The organism is Microbacterium sp. LWH12-1.2 (genome assembly GCF_040675825.1).
Taxonomy (GTDB): Bacteria; Actinomycetota; Actinomycetes; order Actinomycetales; family Microbacteriaceae; genus Microbacterium.
Map to the genome: position 1 here is coordinate 248,267 of NZ_JBEGIJ010000001.1, position 17,805 is coordinate 266,071.

The 17,805-nt window shown below is 68.0% G+C and carries 20 protein-coding genes; 9 read left to right on the top strand and 11 right to left on the bottom strand.

What is annotated here, in order from left to right; all coding sequences use genetic code 11:
- Positions 1–81 precede the first annotated feature (81 nt).
- Together MRBLWH12_RS01100 and MRBLWH12_RS01105 are read left to right on the top strand one after the other, a co-directional pair.
- The gene (locus tag MRBLWH12_RS01100; RefSeq protein ID WP_341975565.1) at positions 82–465 is read left to right on the top strand and encodes a VOC family protein; all 384 of its coding nucleotides are present in this window, start codon (positions 82–84) and stop codon (positions 463–465) included.
- A 135-nt stretch (positions 466–600) separates the two neighbouring features.
- A complete protein-coding gene (locus tag MRBLWH12_RS01105; RefSeq protein WP_363545153.1) occupies positions 601–2,361 on the top strand; it encodes a Na+/H+ antiporter in 1,761 nt (586 codons plus the stop codon).
- Positions 2,362–2,402: 41 nt separating this feature from the next.
- Here MRBLWH12_RS01105 and MRBLWH12_RS01110 read toward each other — a convergent pair whose 3' ends face one another.
- Positions 2,403–2,840 carry an NUDIX domain-containing protein gene (locus MRBLWH12_RS01110; RefSeq protein WP_363545156.1) on the bottom strand — a complete coding sequence of 146 codons (438 nt, stop codon included), beginning with the start codon at positions 2,838–2,840 and terminating at the stop codon, positions 2,403–2,405.
- Positions 2,840–3,481, bottom strand: coding sequence for a TetR/AcrR family transcriptional regulator (locus tag MRBLWH12_RS01115; RefSeq protein WP_363545158.1), 642 nt, complete (start codon positions 3,479–3,481; stop codon positions 2,840–2,842). The genes MRBLWH12_RS01110 and MRBLWH12_RS01115 overlap by 1 nt, the downstream gene beginning before the upstream one ends.
- A gap of 70 nt (positions 3,482–3,551) precedes the next feature.
- Here MRBLWH12_RS01115 and MRBLWH12_RS01120 point away from each other — a divergent pair, with 70 nt between their 5' ends.
- Complete coding sequence (locus MRBLWH12_RS01120) at positions 3,552–3,938, top strand: DUF1761 domain-containing protein (protein ID WP_363545161.1); 387 nt, start codon at positions 3,552–3,554, stop codon at positions 3,936–3,938.
- Between the two features lie 49 nt (positions 3,939–3,987).
- Positions 3,988–4,281, top strand: a complete 294-nt coding sequence (locus MRBLWH12_RS01125) for a DUF1905 domain-containing protein (protein ID WP_363545164.1) — start codon at positions 3,988–3,990, stop codon at positions 4,279–4,281.
- A 25-nt stretch (positions 4,282–4,306) separates the two neighbouring features.
- Here MRBLWH12_RS01125 and MRBLWH12_RS01130 read toward each other — a convergent pair whose 3' ends face one another.
- Complete coding sequence (locus MRBLWH12_RS01130) at positions 4,307–6,028, bottom strand: thiamine pyrophosphate-binding protein (RefSeq protein WP_363545166.1); 1,722 nt, start codon at positions 6,026–6,028, stop codon at positions 4,307–4,309.
- 202 nt (positions 6,029–6,230) lie between these two features.
- Here MRBLWH12_RS01130 and MRBLWH12_RS01135 point away from each other — a divergent pair, with 202 nt between their 5' ends.
- The 4 genes from MRBLWH12_RS01135 (at position 6,231) to MRBLWH12_RS01150 (ending at position 10,259) form a co-directional block, all read left to right on the top strand.
- Positions 6,231–7,913, top strand: a complete 1,683-nt coding sequence (locus MRBLWH12_RS01135; RefSeq protein ID WP_363545169.1) for a circularly permuted type 2 ATP-grasp protein — start codon at positions 6,231–6,233, stop codon at positions 7,911–7,913.
- The gene (locus MRBLWH12_RS01140) at positions 7,907–8,833 is read left to right on the top strand and encodes an alpha-E domain-containing protein (RefSeq protein WP_341975557.1); all 927 of its coding nucleotides are present in this window, start codon (positions 7,907–7,909) and stop codon (positions 8,831–8,833) included. The genes MRBLWH12_RS01135 and MRBLWH12_RS01140 overlap by 7 nt, the downstream gene beginning before the upstream one ends.
- Positions 8,830–9,675: a transglutaminase family protein gene (locus tag MRBLWH12_RS01145; protein WP_363545171.1), complete on the top strand. Its 846-nt coding sequence runs from the start codon at positions 8,830–8,832 to the stop codon at positions 9,673–9,675. The genes MRBLWH12_RS01140 and MRBLWH12_RS01145 overlap by 4 nt, the downstream gene beginning before the upstream one ends.
- A gap of 74 nt (positions 9,676–9,749) precedes the next feature.
- The gene (locus tag MRBLWH12_RS01150) at positions 9,750–10,259 is read left to right on the top strand and encodes a phosphoribosyltransferase (RefSeq protein ID WP_341975555.1); all 510 of its coding nucleotides are present in this window, start codon (positions 9,750–9,752) and stop codon (positions 10,257–10,259) included.
- 12 nt (positions 10,260–10,271) lie between these two features.
- Here the strand turns inward: MRBLWH12_RS01150 and MRBLWH12_RS01155 are convergent, their stop codons facing one another.
- A complete protein-coding gene (locus MRBLWH12_RS01155; RefSeq protein WP_363545173.1) occupies positions 10,272–11,795 on the bottom strand; it encodes an ATP-dependent DNA ligase in 1,524 nt (507 codons plus the stop codon).
- Between the two features lie 79 nt (positions 11,796–11,874).
- Positions 11,875–12,504, bottom strand: coding sequence for a TetR/AcrR family transcriptional regulator (locus MRBLWH12_RS01160; RefSeq protein ID WP_363545176.1), 630 nt, complete (start codon positions 12,502–12,504; stop codon positions 11,875–11,877).
- A gap of 84 nt (positions 12,505–12,588) precedes the next feature.
- Between MRBLWH12_RS01160 and MRBLWH12_RS01165 the strand changes: the two genes are divergently transcribed.
- Positions 12,589–13,125: a hypothetical protein gene (locus MRBLWH12_RS01165; protein ID WP_363545179.1), complete on the top strand. Its 537-nt coding sequence runs from the start codon at positions 12,589–12,591 to the stop codon at positions 13,123–13,125.
- Here the strand turns inward: MRBLWH12_RS01165 and MRBLWH12_RS01170 are convergent.
- The 6 genes from MRBLWH12_RS01170 to paaA are packed head-to-tail and all read right to left on the bottom strand — an operon-like array spanning position 13,112 to position 17,763.
- A complete protein-coding gene (locus tag MRBLWH12_RS01170; protein WP_363545181.1) occupies positions 13,112–13,882 on the bottom strand; it encodes an enoyl-CoA hydratase/isomerase family protein in 771 nt (256 codons plus the stop codon). The genes MRBLWH12_RS01165 and MRBLWH12_RS01170 overlap by 14 nt on opposite strands.
- Positions 13,883–13,895: 13 nt before the next feature.
- On the bottom strand, positions 13,896–15,077 hold the full coding sequence (paaE, locus tag MRBLWH12_RS01175; protein WP_363545184.1) for a 1,2-phenylacetyl-CoA epoxidase subunit PaaE: 1,182 nt from the start codon (positions 15,075–15,077) through the stop codon (positions 13,896–13,898).
- Between the two features lies 1 nt (position 15,078).
- A complete protein-coding gene (paaD, locus tag MRBLWH12_RS01180; RefSeq protein WP_363545187.1) occupies positions 15,079–15,654 on the bottom strand; it encodes a 1,2-phenylacetyl-CoA epoxidase subunit PaaD in 576 nt (191 codons plus the stop codon).
- Complete coding sequence (gene paaC / locus MRBLWH12_RS01185; RefSeq protein ID WP_363545190.1) at positions 15,648–16,481, bottom strand: 1,2-phenylacetyl-CoA epoxidase subunit PaaC; 834 nt, start codon at positions 16,479–16,481, stop codon at positions 15,648–15,650. The genes paaD and paaC overlap by 7 nt, the downstream gene beginning before the upstream one ends.
- The gene (paaB, locus tag MRBLWH12_RS01190; protein WP_341975547.1) at positions 16,478–16,783 is read right to left on the bottom strand and encodes a 1,2-phenylacetyl-CoA epoxidase subunit PaaB; all 306 of its coding nucleotides are present in this window, start codon (positions 16,781–16,783) and stop codon (positions 16,478–16,480) included. Before paaB ends, paaC begins: the two co-directional genes overlap by 4 nt.
- On the bottom strand, positions 16,783–17,763 hold the full coding sequence (gene paaA, locus MRBLWH12_RS01195) for a 1,2-phenylacetyl-CoA epoxidase subunit PaaA (RefSeq protein ID WP_363545193.1): 981 nt from the start codon (positions 17,761–17,763) through the stop codon (positions 16,783–16,785). Before paaA ends, paaB begins: the two co-directional genes overlap by 1 nt.
- Positions 17,764–17,805: the final 42 nt, after the last annotated feature.

A 17,805-nucleotide genomic window follows, 5' to 3' on the forward strand; every position in this document is an offset into this window, starting at 1 on the left:
ACGCACCCCTGGCGCAGTGTCGGTGCGGCGTCGTAGTTTGGACGCGGACGGGCGACCGCGCCCGCCAGGAGGGTGTGTGCTGTGGACTGGAAGATCGAGCTCATCTTCGTGCCGGTGTCGGATATCGACCGGGCGAAGGACTTCTACATGAAGATCGGCTTCAATGCCGATCATGATCAGACGCCGATGGAGGGGCTGCGGTTCGTGCAGATGACGCCGCCCGGATCCGCGTGCTCCATCGCGTTCGGGACAGGTCTGGGGGAGAGCCGTCTCGAACCGGGAATGCAGAACACGATCCAGGTCGTGGTCCCGGATGCCGATGAGGCGCTCGCGCACCTGCGCGGTCTCGATGTGGAAGCGGAGGGGGTCGACGAGCAGGCCTGGGGTCGCTTCGTCACCTTCGACGATCCGGATGGGAACACCTGGACGCTGCAGGAGCTGCCGGACTACGGCGCGCAGAGCTGAGGCGCCGCCCGGCTGAGGGGAGGTCTGTCAGAACCTTCCGCAGATCACCCGACGGGAATACGTTGTCACCAGCGGACGCTGTGCTCTGAGCACGTGTGCGTCGTCGTCAGCGCGCGGCAGATGATGGGTGGTTGTATGGAAGGTCTCGAGATCACGGTCCTCCTCGGGCTCACGATCCTGGTGGGGACCATGCTGGCGCCGCGGTTGCGCTTGGCTCTTCCCCTGGTGCTGGTCGTGTTCGGTCTGCTGCTGGGCTTCGTGCCCGAGCTCCGTGACATCCAGCTGCCACCGGAGACCGTGCTGCTGCTCTTCCTGCCCGTGATGCTGTTCTGGGAGAGCCTGACGACGTCGTTGCGCTCGATTCGCCGGGACTTCCGCTACATCCTTCCGATGAGCACGCTGCTCGTCGTCGCGTCGGCCTTCGCCGTGGCGGGAGTGGCGGCGTTCTTCGGCCTGCCGTGGGAGATCGCTCTCATCCTCGGTGCCGCTGTTGCGCCTCCCGACGCGACCGCCGTCGCGGCCCTCGGCCGGCTGCTTCCCCGACGCGGGTTCATGAAGCTGAAGGCCGAGAGCCTCACCAACGACGGCACGGCCCTCGTGCTGTACGCCATCGCGGTCTCGCTGGCCGTCGGCGGCCAGATCACGCCGGTCACGGTCACGATGTCCGTAATCGTGTCCTACCTCGGCGGAATCGCCGCGGGAGCGATCGTCGCGGCAGCCGCCTGGCTGCTCCTGCGGCGGGTGCGCTCGACGATGTCGATCAACGTCACCCTGCTGCTCGTTCCCTTCTCCGCGTTCCTGCTCGCCGAGATGGTGCACGCCTCGGGAGTGCTCGCCGTCGTCGTCGCGGGCCTCGTCGTCGCCTTCGTTCGGCCGCAGATCACCACAGCGGCCTCCCGCCGCCAGGCCGAGGCGGTCTGGCCGTTCGGGGTCTTCCTGCTCAACGGAGCGCTCTTCGTGCTCATCGGACTCGAGGTCCAGTGGGTCATCCATCAGACATCCGCGCAGACGGTCGGATGGCTCGTGCTGACGACGGTGGCCGTCTGGGTCACGCTGCTCGTGGTGCGCTTCCTCTTCCAGCTGCTCTCCGTGCCGTTCCAGCGGATCGCGGGCGGCGCGACCCACCCTCGAGGCCTGCGCACCCGTGCGCAGATCGTCAGCACGGTCGCGGGGATGCGCGGTGCGGTGTCGCTTGCGATCGCGTTGTCCGTGCCGTTGGTGACAGACGACGGTTCGGCGCTCGCCGGACGCGATGAAGTCGTCTTCGTCACCGCCGGCGTGATCCTGCTCAGTCTGCTCGTGCAGGGGCCGATGCTGCCGGCCGTCGTGCGCTGGGCGGGGTTCCCGGTCGACCACGGCGAGGACGAGGAGTACGAACTCGCGGAACGCGCGATCTCCGGTGCGGCCATCGCGGTTCTCGATCGACTTGCATCCGAGCAGGAGGTCGGCTCGGAGATGCGGGACCGGATCCGCCGTGAGGGTTACGAGATGCTCGAGTTGGCCAATGCGCGCGCGATGGCCAGGGAACGCGCGCTGATCGATGCCGAAGTGGTCGCGATGGAGGACATGCTGGATGCGCCGGACCCGCTTGCGTCGTCTTCCGATGACGCATCAGGGGACGAGCCGAGCGGCGGCGTCGGGGGAGCGGTGCGTCTGCCGGATGCCGGCACGCTTCAGATGGTCGCGACGTCGGCCGATGTCGACATGATGCAGCGGTCGCCGCTCGTGCGCCACGAGGAGTACTCCCGGCTGAAGCTCGCGATGCTCGAGCACAAACGAGAAGTTCTGCACGGCCTTCGCCGGGCCGGTACCGTCGATGACCTCATCGTGCGCCGCATCTCGGCGCGCCTCGATCTGGAGCAGGTCCGGCTGCAGGGGATCGAGGACTTCGACTGATCGGGCTGGCCGCATTCAGCGAATGACGATGAGATCACGCGTCAGGCGATCATGAAACGGAGCCGGAGCAGTTCCGGAGCGCCCGCCGGGTACAGCGGCCGCGTGCCGGCGAGGATCTCCGCGATCGGCACCCATCGCACCGGGCTGCCCTCGTCGAGGACGCGCAGCTCGGCATCCAGCGGCAGCGCGGAGATCTCGGCGGATTCGACGGCGAAGATGTGCGCGATCTCGTGTCCGCGCCTGCCCTCGTACGAGAAGAGGTTCTCGCGGACGCCGAGCAGTTCGGCGGCATCCACGCGCATGTCGAGCTCCTCCAGGAACTCGCGTCGGAGCGCCTCTGCCGCGCGCTCCCCGAACTCGATGCCCCCGCCGATCGCGCGGCAGAAGGCGAGGCCGGCGGACTCGTCTCGTCCTTCCAGGACGAGTACGTGTCCGTCTTTCACCGGGAGGCCGACGCTGATGTTGCGGATGGCTGCCATCACGGCATCTCGTATCGGCCGAGGAACGTGGTGACGGCCTCCTGAACGAGCGTCTCCAGCTCATCGGGGGTGTAGCGCGCTGCTCCGGCGGTGAGCGTGAGGCGGTTCAGTGGCGCGGCGAGTGCGAGCCACGTGAATTGTTCAGCAGCCATCTGCGAGCTCTCGATACGCAGAAGCCGTCGTTCCGACAGGTGCTCCAGCGCATCGGCCAGAAGCGTCTGGTTGCGGTCCCAGCTGCGTCGCACGTAGTCGGCGGCCACGTCGGGGAACCGTTCGGCCTCGGCGGTGATCAACGTCCGCATCCGGAGGACCGGGTCGCTCAGAACGCCGGCGTGGAGGGTGCGCGCGAGTTCCAGCAGTCCGTTTCGGATGTCGGTGGTCACCGTCAGCTTCTGCAGATGCGGGCTCATCGCGTCACGCCCACGGTCGACCCAATCCCGCACGACAGCAGCGTAGAGCTCGTCCTTTGACGGGTACTGCCGGTAGAGGGTCTGCTTCGAGATGCGCGCACGTGCGGCGACGGCGTCCATCGTCGCGCCGGCGTACTGGTGCGCGAGGAACACGTCGCGGGCGGCCGCAAGCAGGTCCGTGCCGCGGCTGCCGCCTGGTCTGCCGCGGGTCGGAGGTGCTGCAGTACTCATATCCGAAATAGTACTGGACAGTACCCGCATCCTGGCTTACAGTACTGAGTAGTACTAAAGGAGGGTCATCATGATCGTATTGGGCATCGCCGTCGCCGCTGTCGCGGCCTTCATCCTCAGCTCCGTCTACTACATCGTCACCGCGCCGATCGAGCAGCGTGCGCTCGGTGACCGGATGGTGGATCGTGGCAAACCTGCCCCGTGGAAGATCGTCACGGAACTGCTGCGCACGGCGGTCGTCGGCGGCGCGTTCGCGTGGATCGCCGCGCAAGCGGGGATGCTGTCGCTGCCCGGTTCGGTGCTGCTCGCGCTCGTGCTCTGGGTCGCGTTTCCGCTCGTCCTGCTCACCGGATCGATCATCTGGGAACGGGTGCCGTGGCAGACCGCCGCCATCCACGCCGGAGACTGGCTGCTCAAGCTTTTGCTCGTGGCGCTCATCCTCGGGCTCATCCACTGACGCGAAGTCCGACGAACCCGGCATCTACCGAAACGAAGGAGAACCTGTCATGTCCACTGCTACCGGTCCTGGTCCGATCGACCGCACTTTCCGCGCAGAGCTGCTCCAGAGCGATGCGAAGGGCGGCTGGACGTACGTCAAACTCGACGACTCCGCCGACTACTTCGGCACTCGCGGCCTCGTCAAGGTCGCCGGAACGATGGACGGAATCCCGTTCACCAGCTCATTCATGGCGCTCGGCGACGGCACCCACAAACTCCCCGTCGCCGCGAAGCTGCGCGGAATGCTCAAGAAGCACGTCGGCGACACCATCACAGTCCACCTGCAGCAGCGGCTGAACTGACCGTCGCGGCTGGGGCCCTGATTCCTCAGGAGTTCACGCGAATGATCTCCTCTTGGTACGGAGCGACGACGTCACCGGAAATGCGCAGGTCGAGCAGCAGGAAGCGGCGGGATGCGGCATCCTCCTCTGCCCAGGTCGCGAGCCGGTCGAGATCCGCCAGCGTCCGCACCACGACGCCCTCGGCCCCGACGGCTGCACCGAAGGCGGCGAAATCCACCTCCGGAATCCGCATCGGACCTTCGGCCAGCCCCTTGAGGCCGTAGAGATTGACCTCGGCGCCATAGGCGGCGTCGTTCCAGACCACGGCGATTCCACGGCCCCCGGCCGCACGGACCGCGGATTCGAGGTCCGCGATCGCCATGAGTCCGCCGCCGTCGCCGGACGTCAGCACCACCGTCGACGTGCGGCGGGCGAGCGCGGCTCCGACGACGCTGGGCCAGCCCTGCCCGATCGACTGGAACGCGGTGCCGATCATCATCATCCGGTCGGGGGACTCGACGGGCCAGTACATGTTCGCCCAGCCGATGAAGTGTCCGCCGTCGGAGACGACGACGCGATCCTTCGGCAGCAGCTCGGCGATGCGGCGGGCGGCGGAACGCGGGTCGAGGCGTCCGTCCGGAGCGAGGTCGTCTCCCGGCGCATAGGCGCGAGCCGACGCCACGTCGACGCTCTCCCGCCACGGGGTGCTGGCGATCGAAACGTCGGATGCCGCGTCCGACCCACCGGTTCCCGAAGCGTTCTCGCCGGGGTGTTCGTCGGAGCGTCCGACTTTCCGTACGAGGTGCACGAGCCTCTCGGCGACGATCCGGGCGTCGCCGCGGACGAAGCCGCCGACGTGCGGGTGGGTGGCGGCGGGCGCGATGTCGACCTGGAAGATGCGGGTTCCCGGCGCGAACAGCTCGCCGAAGCGCATCGTGAACTGGTTCAGTGATGCGCCGAACACGACGGCAACGTCGGCCTCGCGGATGAGCGACATTGCACCGTCGGCGCCGAAGCCGCCGGTGACGCCGAGGTCGTATTCGGTGGCAGGAAAGACACCGCGGCCAAGGGCTGACGACGCGGTGAGAGCGCCCGTCGCGTCGGCCAGCGCGCCCAGCGCCTCGCGGGCTCCGGCGAGCCACGCGCCGCGACCGGCGAGGAGGAACGGGCGCTCGGCATCGCGCAGCGCAGCAGCGATCTCCTTCAGCATCCCTGCGGCGAACTCACCCTTCGGAGCGAGCGGAGCCGGGATGCGAGGCGCCGGTGCTGCCGGCACCCAGCCGGCCTCGAGCGCGGCGACGTCGTAGGGAATCGCCAGCACCACGGGCACCCGGTAGGTCAGGGCGTGCTCGATCGCGATGACGGTGGTGGCTGCGGCATCCGCGCGGCCCACGGTGTACGTACGGGCGCCGACGGCCGAGGCGAGGGCGATCTGGTCGACGTCCCACGGGCGGGGCCCCGACGTCGGCTCATCTCCGACGACGAGCACGAGCGGCACGTGTGCCTGCACGGCCTCGGCCAGAGCGGTGATGGTGTTCGTGAATCCGGCGCCGTAGGTCGAGGTCGCTACGGCGATCCGCCCGGACGCGCGGAAGTGCGCGTCAGCGGCGACGACGGCGCCCTGCTCGTGGCGGACGGCCGTGAACACCGCATCCGTCTGCCTCTCGATCGCGTCGAGGAAGTAGGCGTTGCCATTGCCCATCACCCCGAAGACGGCGTCGGTGTGATGGGCGAGAGTGAGCGCGACATGTGCGGAGACGGTGGGCATGCGAAAGCCTTTCGAGACGGAACGGAGAACGATGGGATCCGTATGTGTCTCGCCTTCGCATCTTCGCGAAGCGCTTCGTGCCCCTTTTTCGGACACCGGCAAACGTCGTACCGGACACCCGAATTCTACCGTGGTCGGCGTTGTCGCCGCACCGTCTTCACGCCGTAACATGTGCGAAACCGCGGCGCGGGAGCATGCCGCCATGGAGTCGCTGTTCAACGGATACACCACCCGCCGCCGCCCGGCGGGGCCCGGGGCCCGCGCATGGGACGAGATGTTTCCGGCGGAGGTGCTTCCCGGCGACGCGGAGGTGCGCGGCCCGTATCGGGACATGTACCCCGCGCTGGCCGCGATGGATGACGCGGAGCTTCGCGCGCGCACCGACGCGCTGGCGAGCTCCTATCTTGCGCAGGGCGTGACCTTCGACTTCGCCGGAGAAGAGCGACCGTTTCCGCTCGATGTCGTGCCTCGCGTGCTCGCTGCAGACGACTGGCGCTATGTGGAGTCCGGTGTGGCGCAGCGGGTCCGTGCGCTGGAGGCCTTCCTCGCCGACGTCTATGGTCCGCAGCTCGCTGTGCAGGACGGTGTGATTCCGGGTTCCCTGATCAGCTCGTCCACGCACTTTCACCGCCAGGCGGCCGGAATCGTGGGTGCGAACGGTGTGCGCATCCACGTCGCCGGCATCGACCTCATCCGCGACGAGAACGGCGCGTGGCGGGTGCTCGAAGACAACGTGCGGGTCCCGAGCGGCGTCAGCTATGTGCTTGCGAATCGCCGAGTGATGGCGCAGACCCTTCCGGAACTGTTCACCAGCCTCCGTGTCCGGCCCGTCGTCGACTACCCGAGCCGCCTGCTGCAGGCGCTGCGAGCGGCGGCACCGCAGGGCGTGGATCACCCCACGGTCGTCGTGCTGACACCTGGCGTGCACAACTCGGCCTACTACGAGCACACGCTGCTCGCGCGAATGATGGGCATCGAACTCGTCGAGGGCAGGGACCTCTTCTGCTCAGGCGGACGTGTCTGGATGCACACCACGGCCGGTCCCACCCGGGTCGACGTCATCTATCGACGGGTCGATGACGAGTTCCTCGATCCGCAGCACTTCCGGCCGGATTCTGTGCTGGGGGCGCCCGGGCTCATGCTCGCTTCTCGGCTCGGTAACGTCACCATTGCGAACGCCGTGGGCAACGGGGTGGCCGACGACAAGCTCGTCTACACCTACGTTCCCGCGCTCATCAAGTACTACCTGGGTGAAGATCCGATCATTCCGAACGTCGACACATGGCGACTGGAAGAACCCGAAGCACTGGAGGAAGTGCTCGATCGGCTGGACGAGCTCGTCGTGAAGCCCGTCGACGGCTCCGGCGGCAAGGGGCTCGTCGTCGGGCCGGATGCGTCGCGAGAGACTCTCGACGAGTTGCGCCGTTCGCTCCTTGCCGATCCGCGCGGCTGGATCGCACAGCCCGTGGTTCAGTTGTCGACGATCCCGACACTGGTGGAGGACGGCTTCCGTCCGCGGCACGTCGATCTGCGACCTTTCGCCGTGAACGACGGCGAGAACGTCTGGGTGCTTCCCGGCGGGTTGACCCGGGTGGCGTTGCCGGAAGGGCAGCTCGTCGTGAATTCGAGTCAGGGCGGAGGCTCGAAGGACACCTGGGTGCTGGATCCCTCACTGCTGACGGGACCGACGGCGACAGTCGCGGGTGAGCCGGACCCGGCGTCCGATGAAGTCTCACTCGCGACAGGGGCGATCACCGTCGTCGCGCCAGCGCGCCTCGAACCGCACACACCGTTCCTCTCCTCGCCGCAGGACGAAGACGTCGAGGTCCGGCAGCAACAGCAACAGCAGCAGCAACAGCAGCAGCGCGAGGAGCCGACATGCTGAGCCGCATCGCCGAGGCCTTGTTCTGGATCGGCCGCTACATCGAGCGGGCCGATGGCACCGCTCGCATTCTGGACGTGCATCTTCAGCTGTTGCTGGAGGATCCGTGGGTGGATGAGGACACCGCCTGTCGCGCGCTGCTGTCCGTCATGGGCACCACGGTCGACGATGAGACGCCCCTCAATCGGGACGACGTGATGCGTCTGCTCGCACTCGACCGCGAGCATTCGGCGTCGATCGGGCACTCGATCGTCGCGGCGAGGGAGAACGCGCGACGGGCACGAGAGATCATCTCGACCGATCTCTGGGAGACGCTCAACGAATCGCACGCCCGGATGCCGCGGCGCATCGCCTCCGACAAGACGCATCCGTTCTTCCGCTGGGTGCGCGACAGGTCGGCGCTGGCATTCGGAGTGGTGGACTCGTCGACCAGCCGGGACGAGGCATGGCACTTCTTCGTGCTCGGGAGATCCATCGAGCGGGCCGACATGACCGCGCGGCTGCTCGCGACGCGGTCCCTCACCGACGCGAGCGGACCGAGTTGGACCACCCTGCTGCGCAGCTGTGGGGCATACGAGGCGCACTTGCGAAGCCATCGAGCGGTGCCGACGGCAGCGTCGGCAGTGGAGTTCCTGCTCGTCGATCGACTGTTCCCGCGGTCGGTCCTGTCGAGCGTGCTGCAGGCGGAGGAGTGCTTACGCGGAATCGATCCGACCAGCGCGTTCGGGGTACCGCACAGCGCACATCGGGTTCTCGGTCGGATGCGTTCGGAGTTGGAGTATCGGCCGATCGGCGACATCGTCTACCGCCTCTCCGAGAGCATGGAAGAAGTCCAGGTAGGGGTGTCGATGGCGAGCGATGCGGTCCGAGAACGGTATTTCCCGTCGATCGCGATGCCGGTGTGGATCGGAGAGGCACTGTGAGCCGGCTGCGGATCGTTCATCGGACGGGATTTCGCTACGAGCAGCCGGCGACGGCTTCCTACAACGAGGCGCGGATGCTGCCCCATTCGAGGGAGGGACAGTTCGTTCTGCAGGCGGGCCTGGAGATATCGCCCACCGCAGCGCAGCACTCGTATGCGGACTACTGGGACACGCGAGTATCGACCTTCGAGGTGCTCGTCCCTCATCAGATGCTGTCGGTCACGGCGACAAGTGTCGTGGACGTGCGGCCCGTCCCGCCCTCTGGGTTGCGCCTGGATTGGGACGAGGTCGCCGCGCGGATTCCGCTTTCGTTGTCGCTCGCGGAGTGCGTCGCACAGACACCGGCGACCGCCCCGGACGCGGACATGCTCGATCTCGCCCTGCGCATCGAGGCCGAGGGCGGCAGCCTCGATGAGACGGCTCTCGAGATCTGTCGCACGGTCGGTGAGGCGATGGAGTACCGGAGCGGGGTGACCGGCGTGAACTCCACCGCTCGTGACGCGTGGGCTGCGCGTTCCGGCGTATGCCAGGACATCGCGCATGTCGCGCTGGGGGTGCTGCGAGCGGCCGGCATCCCCGCACGCTATGTCTCGGGCTATCTGCACCCTGATCTGAGCGCGTCGATCGGGCAGCCGGTCGTCGGCGAATCCCACGCCTGGGTGGAATGGTATTCCGGCGAGTGGCGCGGATACGATCCGACGAACCTCACGGAGATCGGCGAATCCCACGTCTACGTCGGCCACGGACGCGAGTATGCCGATGTGGCTCCACTTCGCGGTGTGTACGCGGGGCCCAGCGCCTCGGAACTGTTCGTATCGGTGGAGCTGACCCGGCTGGAATGAGTTTCCGCGCTCACCGTGCGCGTGCATGCCAGAGTTGTACTCACAGACCGACGGCGGAAGAAGAGGGCGACACCGTGAGTGATGCATCGAACGAGCGCGAGACGCTCACCTGGGACGGCTTCGGCACGGCGACGCGCGATCTGGCGCGGAGCATCCTCGCGGCCGGCTTCGAGCCGGAGGTCGTCGTGGCGATCGCGCGCGGGGGTCTGCTCCCGGCCGGCGCCATCGCCTACGGTCTCGGAGCCAAGAACTGCGGAGCCATCAACGTCGAGTTCTACACCGGCATCGGCACCGTGCTCGACGCACCGGAGGTGCTGCCACCCGAGCTCGACATGGCCTACCTCGACGGGCGCCGGGTGCTGCTCGTCGACGACGTCGCCGACTCCGGTCGCACGCTCGCTCTCGCGGTGCAGCTGCTCAAGGAGAAGGGGGCGGATGTCCGTTCGGTGACGATCTACACCAAGCCGTCGACGATCATCCAGCCGGACTTCGCCTGGAAGGACACCGACCTCTGGATCAACTTTCCCTGGTCGTTCCAGGGAACGGTGCGCGAAGAGGACCTGGGCCTGCCGCCTTCGGCATAACGCGTCAGTTCTTCATCCGCGAAGCAGGGTGCGCAGCGTCTGAATGGTATCGGCGTCTGCCGGCGCCTTGTCCGGACGGTAGTGCTTCACGCGGGCGAAGCGCAGGGCGATGCCGCCGGGGTAGCGCGGTGAGCGCTGCACACCGTCGATCGCGATCTCCACGACGACCTCAGGGCGGAGGAACACTGCGGCTCCGGTGCGGTGGGTCTCTCGCTCGGGGAAGGTCTCGGTCTGCCACCGCAGCAACTCGTCGGTGAGCCCCTTGAAGGTCTTGCCGACCATGACGAATCCGCCCGGCTCACCGAACTCGCCCTCGGGGTCGTAGGCGCCGAGGTGGATGTTCGACAGCCAGCCGCGCCGCCGGCCGGAGCCCCACTCCGCGGCGAGCACGACGAGGTCGTAGGTGTGCACCGGCTTGACCTTGACCCAGGACTTGCCGCGGCGCCCTGCGATGTACGGCGATTCGGTCGACTTGACGACGACGCCCTCGTGCCCGGCCGCGAGGGCGTCGCGGGACAACTGCTCGGCGGCATCGGGGTCATCGGTGATGATGCCGGGGATGCGCCAGTCGCCCGCGACGCGGTCGAGCTCGGCGAGGCGAACGGCGAGCGGCTCGTCGATGAGATCCCGTCCGTCGAGGTGCAGCAGGTCGAAGAACCACGGGCGCAGGACGAGCTCGCGGGAGACATCGGCGCCGAACCGCGACATCGTCTCCTGGAACGGTCGTGGCCCGCCGTCTTCATCGAGCGACAGGGTCTCGCCATCGAGGATGAGGTCGCGCGCGGGAAGACCGCGCACGATCTCGACGATCTCGGGTACGCGGTGGGTGATGTCAGCGAGGCTGCGGGTGAAGACGCCGACATCGTCGCCGCGGCGGTGGACCTGGATCCGGGCGCCGTCGAGCTTGTACTCGACGGATGCGTCGCCGGTGATCTCCAACGCGGCTGTGGGAGTCGCCGCGGTGGCCGCGAGCATCGGCAGTACCGGACGACCGACCACGAGCCCGACGGCGTCGAGCTGCTCGGCAGTTCCGGTGAGGGCGAGAAGAGCGGTCTCGCCCAGGTCGCCGGAGAGCATCGCGGCACGGCGGACAGTCGCCGGATCGCGGTCGGCGGCGCGAGCGATGGCGTCGAGCAGCACGCCCCCGAGTGCACCTGTGCGCAGCTCGCCGAGCATGGCGCGGGCGAGGAAATCCCACTCCTCGGCCGTCGCTCGGGCAGCGAGCTCGGAGAGATGCCTGCTCCGCGCGGCCGCGGATCCGGATCCGAGGACCGTCGCCAGAGCGGTCAGGGCGGCATCGACGTCGGTGATGCTCAGTGTCGGAGCATCCGCGTGCGTGACATCGAGGGCGGAGATCCCGCGCCAGCCGACGCCGAGCCGGCCCTGGCGAGGGCTTGCCAGCAACAACCCGGTGAGCGGGAGGATCTCGTCGGGAGCGGCGCGCCGGAGCAGCCCGGCGACGGACTCGATCTTCGCCAGTCGCGAGGAGGTCGTCGCGACCTCCTCGGTCGTGGTGACGGCATCGGCGAGCATCATCCCCGCATTCTGCCACCGGCATCCGACATCCGGGGCGGCGCAGCGAGACCGCGCGCGCGGCGCTCCCTTCTCGCCGGTCTCAGGCGGTGGGCGCAGGTGCTCCCGGATGCCACCGGGCGGTCGCGGCCGTCTCGTCGGAGAGAACCGCTTTCGCCGCGGCGATCACGGCCGGTTCGATCAGGGCAGGGATCGGGCGGCCGAGCAGGCCGCGCACGATGCCGTACGGGATCACTCGAATGGCGAGATCGACGCGTTCCACGGCGTCCTGTGCGTCGGGGTACTGCCGCCGCGCGAGCCTGGTCATCAGGTCGATCACGCCGATGTTCAGCTCCGCGACCTCGTCGCGGAGGGCTCCGGAGGGGAGGGTCGCCAGGAGCAGCTCCTGCCGGTAGAGGGACAGGCCGACCGCTTCATCGGGATGCTCGGCGCAGAAGCGCGGAATGGACACCGCGCACGCCAGGAGCGCCTCGAACGTGTCGTCCTGTTCTTCCGCCGCGCGGATGAAGCCCGCTTGGAAACGTCGGATGCAGCGCAGCCAGAGCCGCACCAGGATCTCTTCGCGTGATCCGAATCGGTGATAGATCGATCCGACGGGACCGCCCATGCGGTCGGCGATCATCGAGATGGTGGCGTCGCGGCCGTTCTCGACCACGGCCCGCAATGCAGCATCCAGCACGTCATCGGTGGTGAAGCGAGAGGGGCGAGGCACACGGCGATTCAATCATCCCGCGTCGAGGATGTGTAGCGAGGATTAATTCTAGAATACAGATTCGTTTACTGCTACGGTGTTCGCATGACCTGGACCACACGAACCGCGACCGGCATCCGCAACGTGCATCGGCGCCGATACTCCGACATCGACGCCGCCTGGGAGCTGGCGCTCCGCGTCGCCGATCCGAGCAGCCGCGTATGGCCGGCGGACGGGTGGGACCCGATGCTGCTCGATCGAGGAATCACAGTGGGGTCATCCGGTGGGCATGGCGCCGTGCGCTACGTCGTCTCGGAGGTTGAGGACTCGCGTTTCCGCTTCGCCTGCACGATGCCGCAGCTCGAGGGCTTCCACGAATTTCGCCGCGAGGGGGATGAACTCGTTCACGAGCTCATGATCCAGCGGGCGTCGCGGGTTCTGCTCGTCGCACTCATCCCGTTGCATGACGCCGTGCTCGAAGAGCTGCTCGACAATGTCGAAGACCTTCTCGCCGGACGCTCCGTGCCACGGCCGCGCAACCGAACCCGCTGGGTCCGAGTGCTGCGGGCGCTGTTCCCGGAGGAGAAGGACAGTCGGCGCGCCAGGCGTGCCGCACCTGTGATCGACGTCACCGCCCGGTGAACTCCGGCTTGCGCTTCTCCTGGAACGCCGCGAACCCCTCGCGGTAGTCGGCAGTCTCGCAGAGCGCGGCCTGGGCGGCATTCTCGACGTCGACTGACTCCCAGAGCGCGAGGCGCTCGTCGCGGATGCGAGCGATGAGGCGCTTGCTGGCGAGGAACGCCGCGGTCGCGCCGCGGGCGGCTTTCGTCGCCGCATCCGACGTCGCCGACACGACCTCGTCGTCGGGCAGCACGCGGGAGAACAGGCCGGACTCCACCGCTTCGGTGCCGCTCATCAGACGGCCGGTGTAGATCAGATCGAGCGTCTTGTGCGCACCGAGGCGATCGAGGAACAGCGCGTGCCCGCCGGAGTCGAGCGTCGCGCCGAGAGCGGCGAACGGCGAGCCGATCTTCGCCGACTCTGCGACGTAGACGACGTCGGTGGCGATGAGTAGGCCGAGGCCGACGCCGAGGCACGCACCGTGCGCCACGGCGAACGTCGGCGCGGGAAACTGAGACATGCGCTGCAGCAGCGGTGTGACGAGGCCGCCGAGGTAGCCCATGACGTCATCATTGCGCGGGTCGACGTCGGAGATGTCGCGGCCGGCGCAGAATGCGCGGCCCTTGCCTCGCAGCACGAGCGCACGGACGCCTGCCGCCTTGGCCTCGTCGTAGGCCACGCCGAGGCCGTGCAGTGCCTGCTCGTCGAGGGCGTTGAGCCGCTCGGGTGCGTTCAGCACGATGGTGGCGATGTCGTCGGCGATGGAGAGTTCGATCATGGGTTCCTCCGAGTCACACGTCGTAGTCGACGACCAGGCGGTCGCTGGTCGGATGGGACTGGCAGGTGAGCACGAAACCGCGGGCGAGCTCGTCGGGTTCCAGGGCGTAGTTCTCCGTCATCGTCACGCTGCCCTCGACCACGCGTGCGCGGCAGGTGCCGCAGACGCCTCCGGCGCACGCGAACGGAGCATCCGGGCGCACGCGGAGCGCGGCATTGAGCACCGACTCGTGCGCGTCGACCGGGCTTTCCACGGTGGAGGAGACGCCGTCGAGAGTCACCTCGATCCGCACCGTCTTCTCGCCGGCGCGCACCTGCACGGGGCGGGCTGCGCGCACCGGCTCATCTCCGGTGGTGAACAGCTCGAAGCGGATGTGCTCCCTGGCGACACCGACATCGGCGAGCACCTCGCGGCAGAGGTCGACCAGGGCGAGCGGGCCGCAGAGGAACCATTCGTCCACCGTCGCCGGAGGAATGAGCGCGCCCAGGATCGTGCGCAGCTTCTCCTCGTCGATCCGCCCGGACAGCACCGGCGCCGCGCGCTGCTCACGGGAGAGCACGTGGTGCAGGGTGAGCCGCGTCGGGTAGCGATCCTTGAGGTCGGCGAGGTCCTCGAGGAACATCACGTCGAGCGTCGAACGGTTCGTGTACACGAGCGTGAAGCGGGCGGTGTCTGACGCCGCGAGCACGGTGTGGGCGAGCGACATCAGGGGGGTGATGCCGGAACCGGCGGCGATGCCGACGACATGCCGATGATCGAGATCGCCGAGCGCCGAGGTGAAAGTGCCCTGCGGGCTCATCACGTCGATCTCGTCGCCCGGGCGCAGTTGCGTCTGCGCCCACGTCGAGAAGAGGCCGCCCTCATCGCGCTTGACGGCGACGCTCAGGCGGGTGTCGATCGCGGCAGAGCGGTCTTCGGGCGTGCGGTGCTCGGGCGCGCGGCACAGTGAATAGGAGCGGCGCACCTCGGCGCCGTCGAGTGTGGTGCGCAGGGCGACGTACTGGCCAGGGAGATAGTCGTACTCGTCGGCGAGTGCTGCCGGGACGGTGAAGGTGACCTCGACGGCGTCGTCGGTGAGCGGGCGCACGTCCTGCACGGCGAGGGTGTGGAAGCGTGCGCGCTTCTTCGCCGGTGGCGGGGTCCGCTCGCGGTGCGGTGTGCCGACGGACGCCGGGGCGGAGGTGAACAGCGACATCTCAATGCACCTTGAAGTGGTCGAAGGGCTCGAGGCACGCGCGGCACCCGAAGAGCGATTTGCATGAGGTGGAGCCGAAGCGGGAGACCTCGTGGGTGTCGAGCGATCCGCAGCGCGGGCAGCGGACGCTGATCGCGAGTCGGATCGGCCCGGTGCTGACCGCCGCACGGCCGGAGGGCGGGGCGATGCCGTACTCGGCGAGCTTGCGCCTGCCGGCATCCGACATCCAGTCGGTCGTCCACGCGGGGGCGAGGACCAGGCGCACTTCGACGTCGCCGAAGCCGGCGGCGGTGAGCGCGAGGATGACGTCGTCGCGGATGGTGTCCATCGCCGGGCAGCCGCTGTATGTCGGCGTGATGTCCACGCGTACGTGGTCGCCGTCGGCCTCGACGGCGCGCAGCACGCCGAGATCTTCGATGGTCAGCACCGGGACCTCCGGGTCGGCGATGGCCGCGGCAATGCGCCAGGCTTCCCGGTCGTTGAGCGTCGGATAGGCGCGTTTCGTCTCGCTCCGCTCGCTCAACGTACGAGTGGAGGCGTCGCTCGACGACCGGGAGATGTGCGTCTGCGTCACCATGTCGCCCCCGGATGCCGTCGCGCGAGCACCTGCATCTCGGCGAGGATGTGCCCGAGCGGGGCCGAGTGCGCGCCCTGCCGTCCTCCGGCGGATGAAGCGGAGACGGCGGGCACCGACAGCTCGGCGTCGGCGAACACGATGTCGACGACGGCGTCGAAGCCGGCACGCAGGGTCGACGGACGCACGGCTGCCTCGTCGAGGCGGTCGATCAGGTCGTCGTCGCGGAACAGCTCCTCGACGTACGGCCAGACATCGCCTATGGCCCGGATGATGCGGGTGCGCGACTCCGCAGTGCCGCCGGCCAGGCGCAGCACCCACTGCACCGCGTGATCGCGGTGGTAGTCGACCTCTTTGACGGCCTTCGCGGCGATCGCCGCGAATGTCTCGTCGCTGCTCGTCCGCAGCGCGGAGTAGAGCTCGAACATGTACGTCGCGACGACGAACTGGCGGGCGATGGTCTGGGCGAAGTCGCCGTTCGGCTGCTGCACGATCCACGTGCAACGGAACTCCGGCTCGTCGCGGAAATAAGCGAGGTCGTCTTCGCTGCGTCCGTCGAAGGAGCCGGCGTAGTGCAGGAAGGAGCGGGCGTGGCCGAGCAGATCGAGGGCGATGTTGCCGAGAGCGACGTCCTCCTCGAGCTCCGGGGCGCGCGAGATCCACGCGCCGAGCTGCTGGGAGAGGATGAGCGCGTCATCGCCGAGCCGCAGCGCGTACTCGGCGACGTCGGCGGAAGCGGCCTTCGCGCCGGTCCCCGCGAGCTCCTGTGCGAGGCGGAGTTCCTCGACCATCACGTCGCCGTGGGGGGAGTCGATCTCATGGAGGCTCATAGGTGCGGCACCCCCTCTGATGCCGTGTAGTACACCGCGTGCCGGTAGTTCTTTCCTGCCGGGCTCTCGAAGTATGCGCCCTTGGCATCCGGGTCGCTCGTCGTGATCGCATCCGCCGGCGCGACCCAGATCGAGACGCCTTCGCCGCGTCGGGTGTACAGATCGCGGGCGTTGCGGATGGCCATCTCGGCATCCGGCGCGTGCAGCGAGCCCGTGTGGACGTGGCTGAGTCCGCGGTTCGCGCGCACGAAGACCTCCCACAGCGGCCACGGCTCGGACGGAACAGCCCCTGGCGTCGTCATCAGGCGACCTTCCCTTCGTCGCGGACAGCCTGCTTCCGGGCGTACTCGGCGGCGGCCTCGCGCACCCATGCACCGTCTTCATGCGCCGTGCGGCGTCGTTCGAGACGTTCGGCGTTGCATGGTCCGTTGCCGCGGAGCACTTCGAAGAACTCGTCCCAGTCGATCTCACCCATCTCGTACTGCCCTGTGCTGTCGTCGAAACGGAGTTCCGGGTCCGGCAGCGTGACCCCGAGGATCTCGGCCTGCGGCACGAGCATCGACACGAAGCGCTGGCGCAGGTCGTCGTTCGAGAACCTCTTGATCTTCCAGGCCATCGACTGCGCCGAGTTCGGAGACTGGTCATCGGGCGGGCCGAACATGGCCAGGCTCGGCCAGTACCAGCGGTTCACGGCATCCTGGGCCATCTGCCGCTGCTCGTCGGTGCCCTGCATGAGGCTCAGCAGAATCTCGAAGCCCTGGCGCTGGTGGAACGACTCCTCCTTGCAGACCCGCACCATCGCTCGGCCGTACGGCCCGTACGAAGCGCGGCACAGCGGCACCTGGTTGCAGATCGCCGCGCCGTCGACCAGCCACCCGATCGCACCCATATCCGCCCATGTCGGGGTGGGGTAGTTGAAGATCGAGGAGTACTTCGCCTTGCCGGAGATGAGCTGGTCCATCATCTCGTCGCGGGTGATGCCGAGCGTCTGCGCTGCGGAGTAGAGGTAGAGGCCGTGGCCGGCCTCGTCCTGGACTTTTGCCATCAGGATCGCCTTGCGCTTCAGGCTCGGCGCGCGGGTGATCCAGTTGCCTTCCGGCTGCATGCCGATGATCTCGGAGTGCGCGTGCTGCGAGATCTGGCGGATCAGCGTCTTGCGGTAGGCGTCCGGCATCCAGTCGCGGGGCTCGATGCGCTGCTCGTGCGCGATGAGGTCGTCGAACAGGCGCTGCTGCTCCGACGTCTCGTCTTCGACGACGGAGAGGTCTGCGGGGCTGGTCATCATCGACTCCTGAGCTTCGGTGCTTCTTTACTGACCGATCGT

Bases quoted from the DNA above. Each gene is read 5' to 3' on its own strand.
- MRBLWH12_RS01105 (WP_363545153.1), top strand. From the start codon at position 601: ATGGAAGGTCTCGAGATCACGGTCCTCCTCGGGCTCACGATCCTGGTG.
- MRBLWH12_RS01110 (WP_363545156.1), bottom strand. From the start codon at position 2,840: ATGGCAGCCATCCGCAACATCAGCGTCGGCCTCCCGGTGAAAGACGGA.
- MRBLWH12_RS01115 (WP_363545158.1), bottom strand. From the start codon at position 3,481: ATGAGTACTGCAGCACCTCCGACCCGCGGCAGACCAGGCGGCAGCCGC.
- MRBLWH12_RS01120 (WP_363545161.1), top strand. From the start codon at position 3,552: ATGATCGTATTGGGCATCGCCGTCGCCGCTGTCGCGGCCTTCATCCTC.
- MRBLWH12_RS01125 (WP_363545164.1), top strand. From the start codon at position 3,988: ATGTCCACTGCTACCGGTCCTGGTCCGATCGACCGCACTTTCCGCGCA.
- MRBLWH12_RS01130 (WP_363545166.1), bottom strand. From the start codon at position 6,028: ATGCCCACCGTCTCCGCACATGTCGCGCTCACTCTCGCCCATCACACC.
- MRBLWH12_RS01135 (WP_363545169.1), top strand. From the start codon at position 6,231: ATGGAGTCGCTGTTCAACGGATACACCACCCGCCGCCGCCCGGCGGGG.
- MRBLWH12_RS01140 (WP_341975557.1), top strand. From the start codon at position 7,907: ATGCTGAGCCGCATCGCCGAGGCCTTGTTCTGGATCGGCCGCTACATC.
- MRBLWH12_RS01155 (WP_363545173.1), bottom strand. From the start codon at position 11,795: ATGATGCTCGCCGATGCCGTCACCACGACCGAGGAGGTCGCGACGACC.
- MRBLWH12_RS01165 (WP_363545179.1), top strand. From the start codon at position 12,589: ATGACCTGGACCACACGAACCGCGACCGGCATCCGCAACGTGCATCGG.
- MRBLWH12_RS01170 (WP_363545181.1), bottom strand. From the start codon at position 13,882: ATGATCGAACTCTCCATCGCCGACGACATCGCCACCATCGTGCTGAAC.
- paaE (WP_363545184.1), bottom strand. From the start codon at position 15,077: ATGTCGCTGTTCACCTCCGCCCCGGCGTCCGTCGGCACACCGCACCGC.
- paaD (WP_363545187.1), bottom strand. From the start codon at position 15,654: ATGGTGACGCAGACGCACATCTCCCGGTCGTCGAGCGACGCCTCCACT.
- paaC (WP_363545190.1), bottom strand. From the start codon at position 16,481: ATGAGCCTCCATGAGATCGACTCCCCCCACGGCGACGTGATGGTCGAG.
- paaB (WP_341975547.1), bottom strand. From the start codon at position 16,783: ATGACGACGCCAGGGGCTGTTCCGTCCGAGCCGTGGCCGCTGTGGGAG.
- paaA (WP_363545193.1), bottom strand. From the start codon at position 17,763: ATGACCAGCCCCGCAGACCTCTCCGTCGTCGAAGACGAGACGTCGGAG.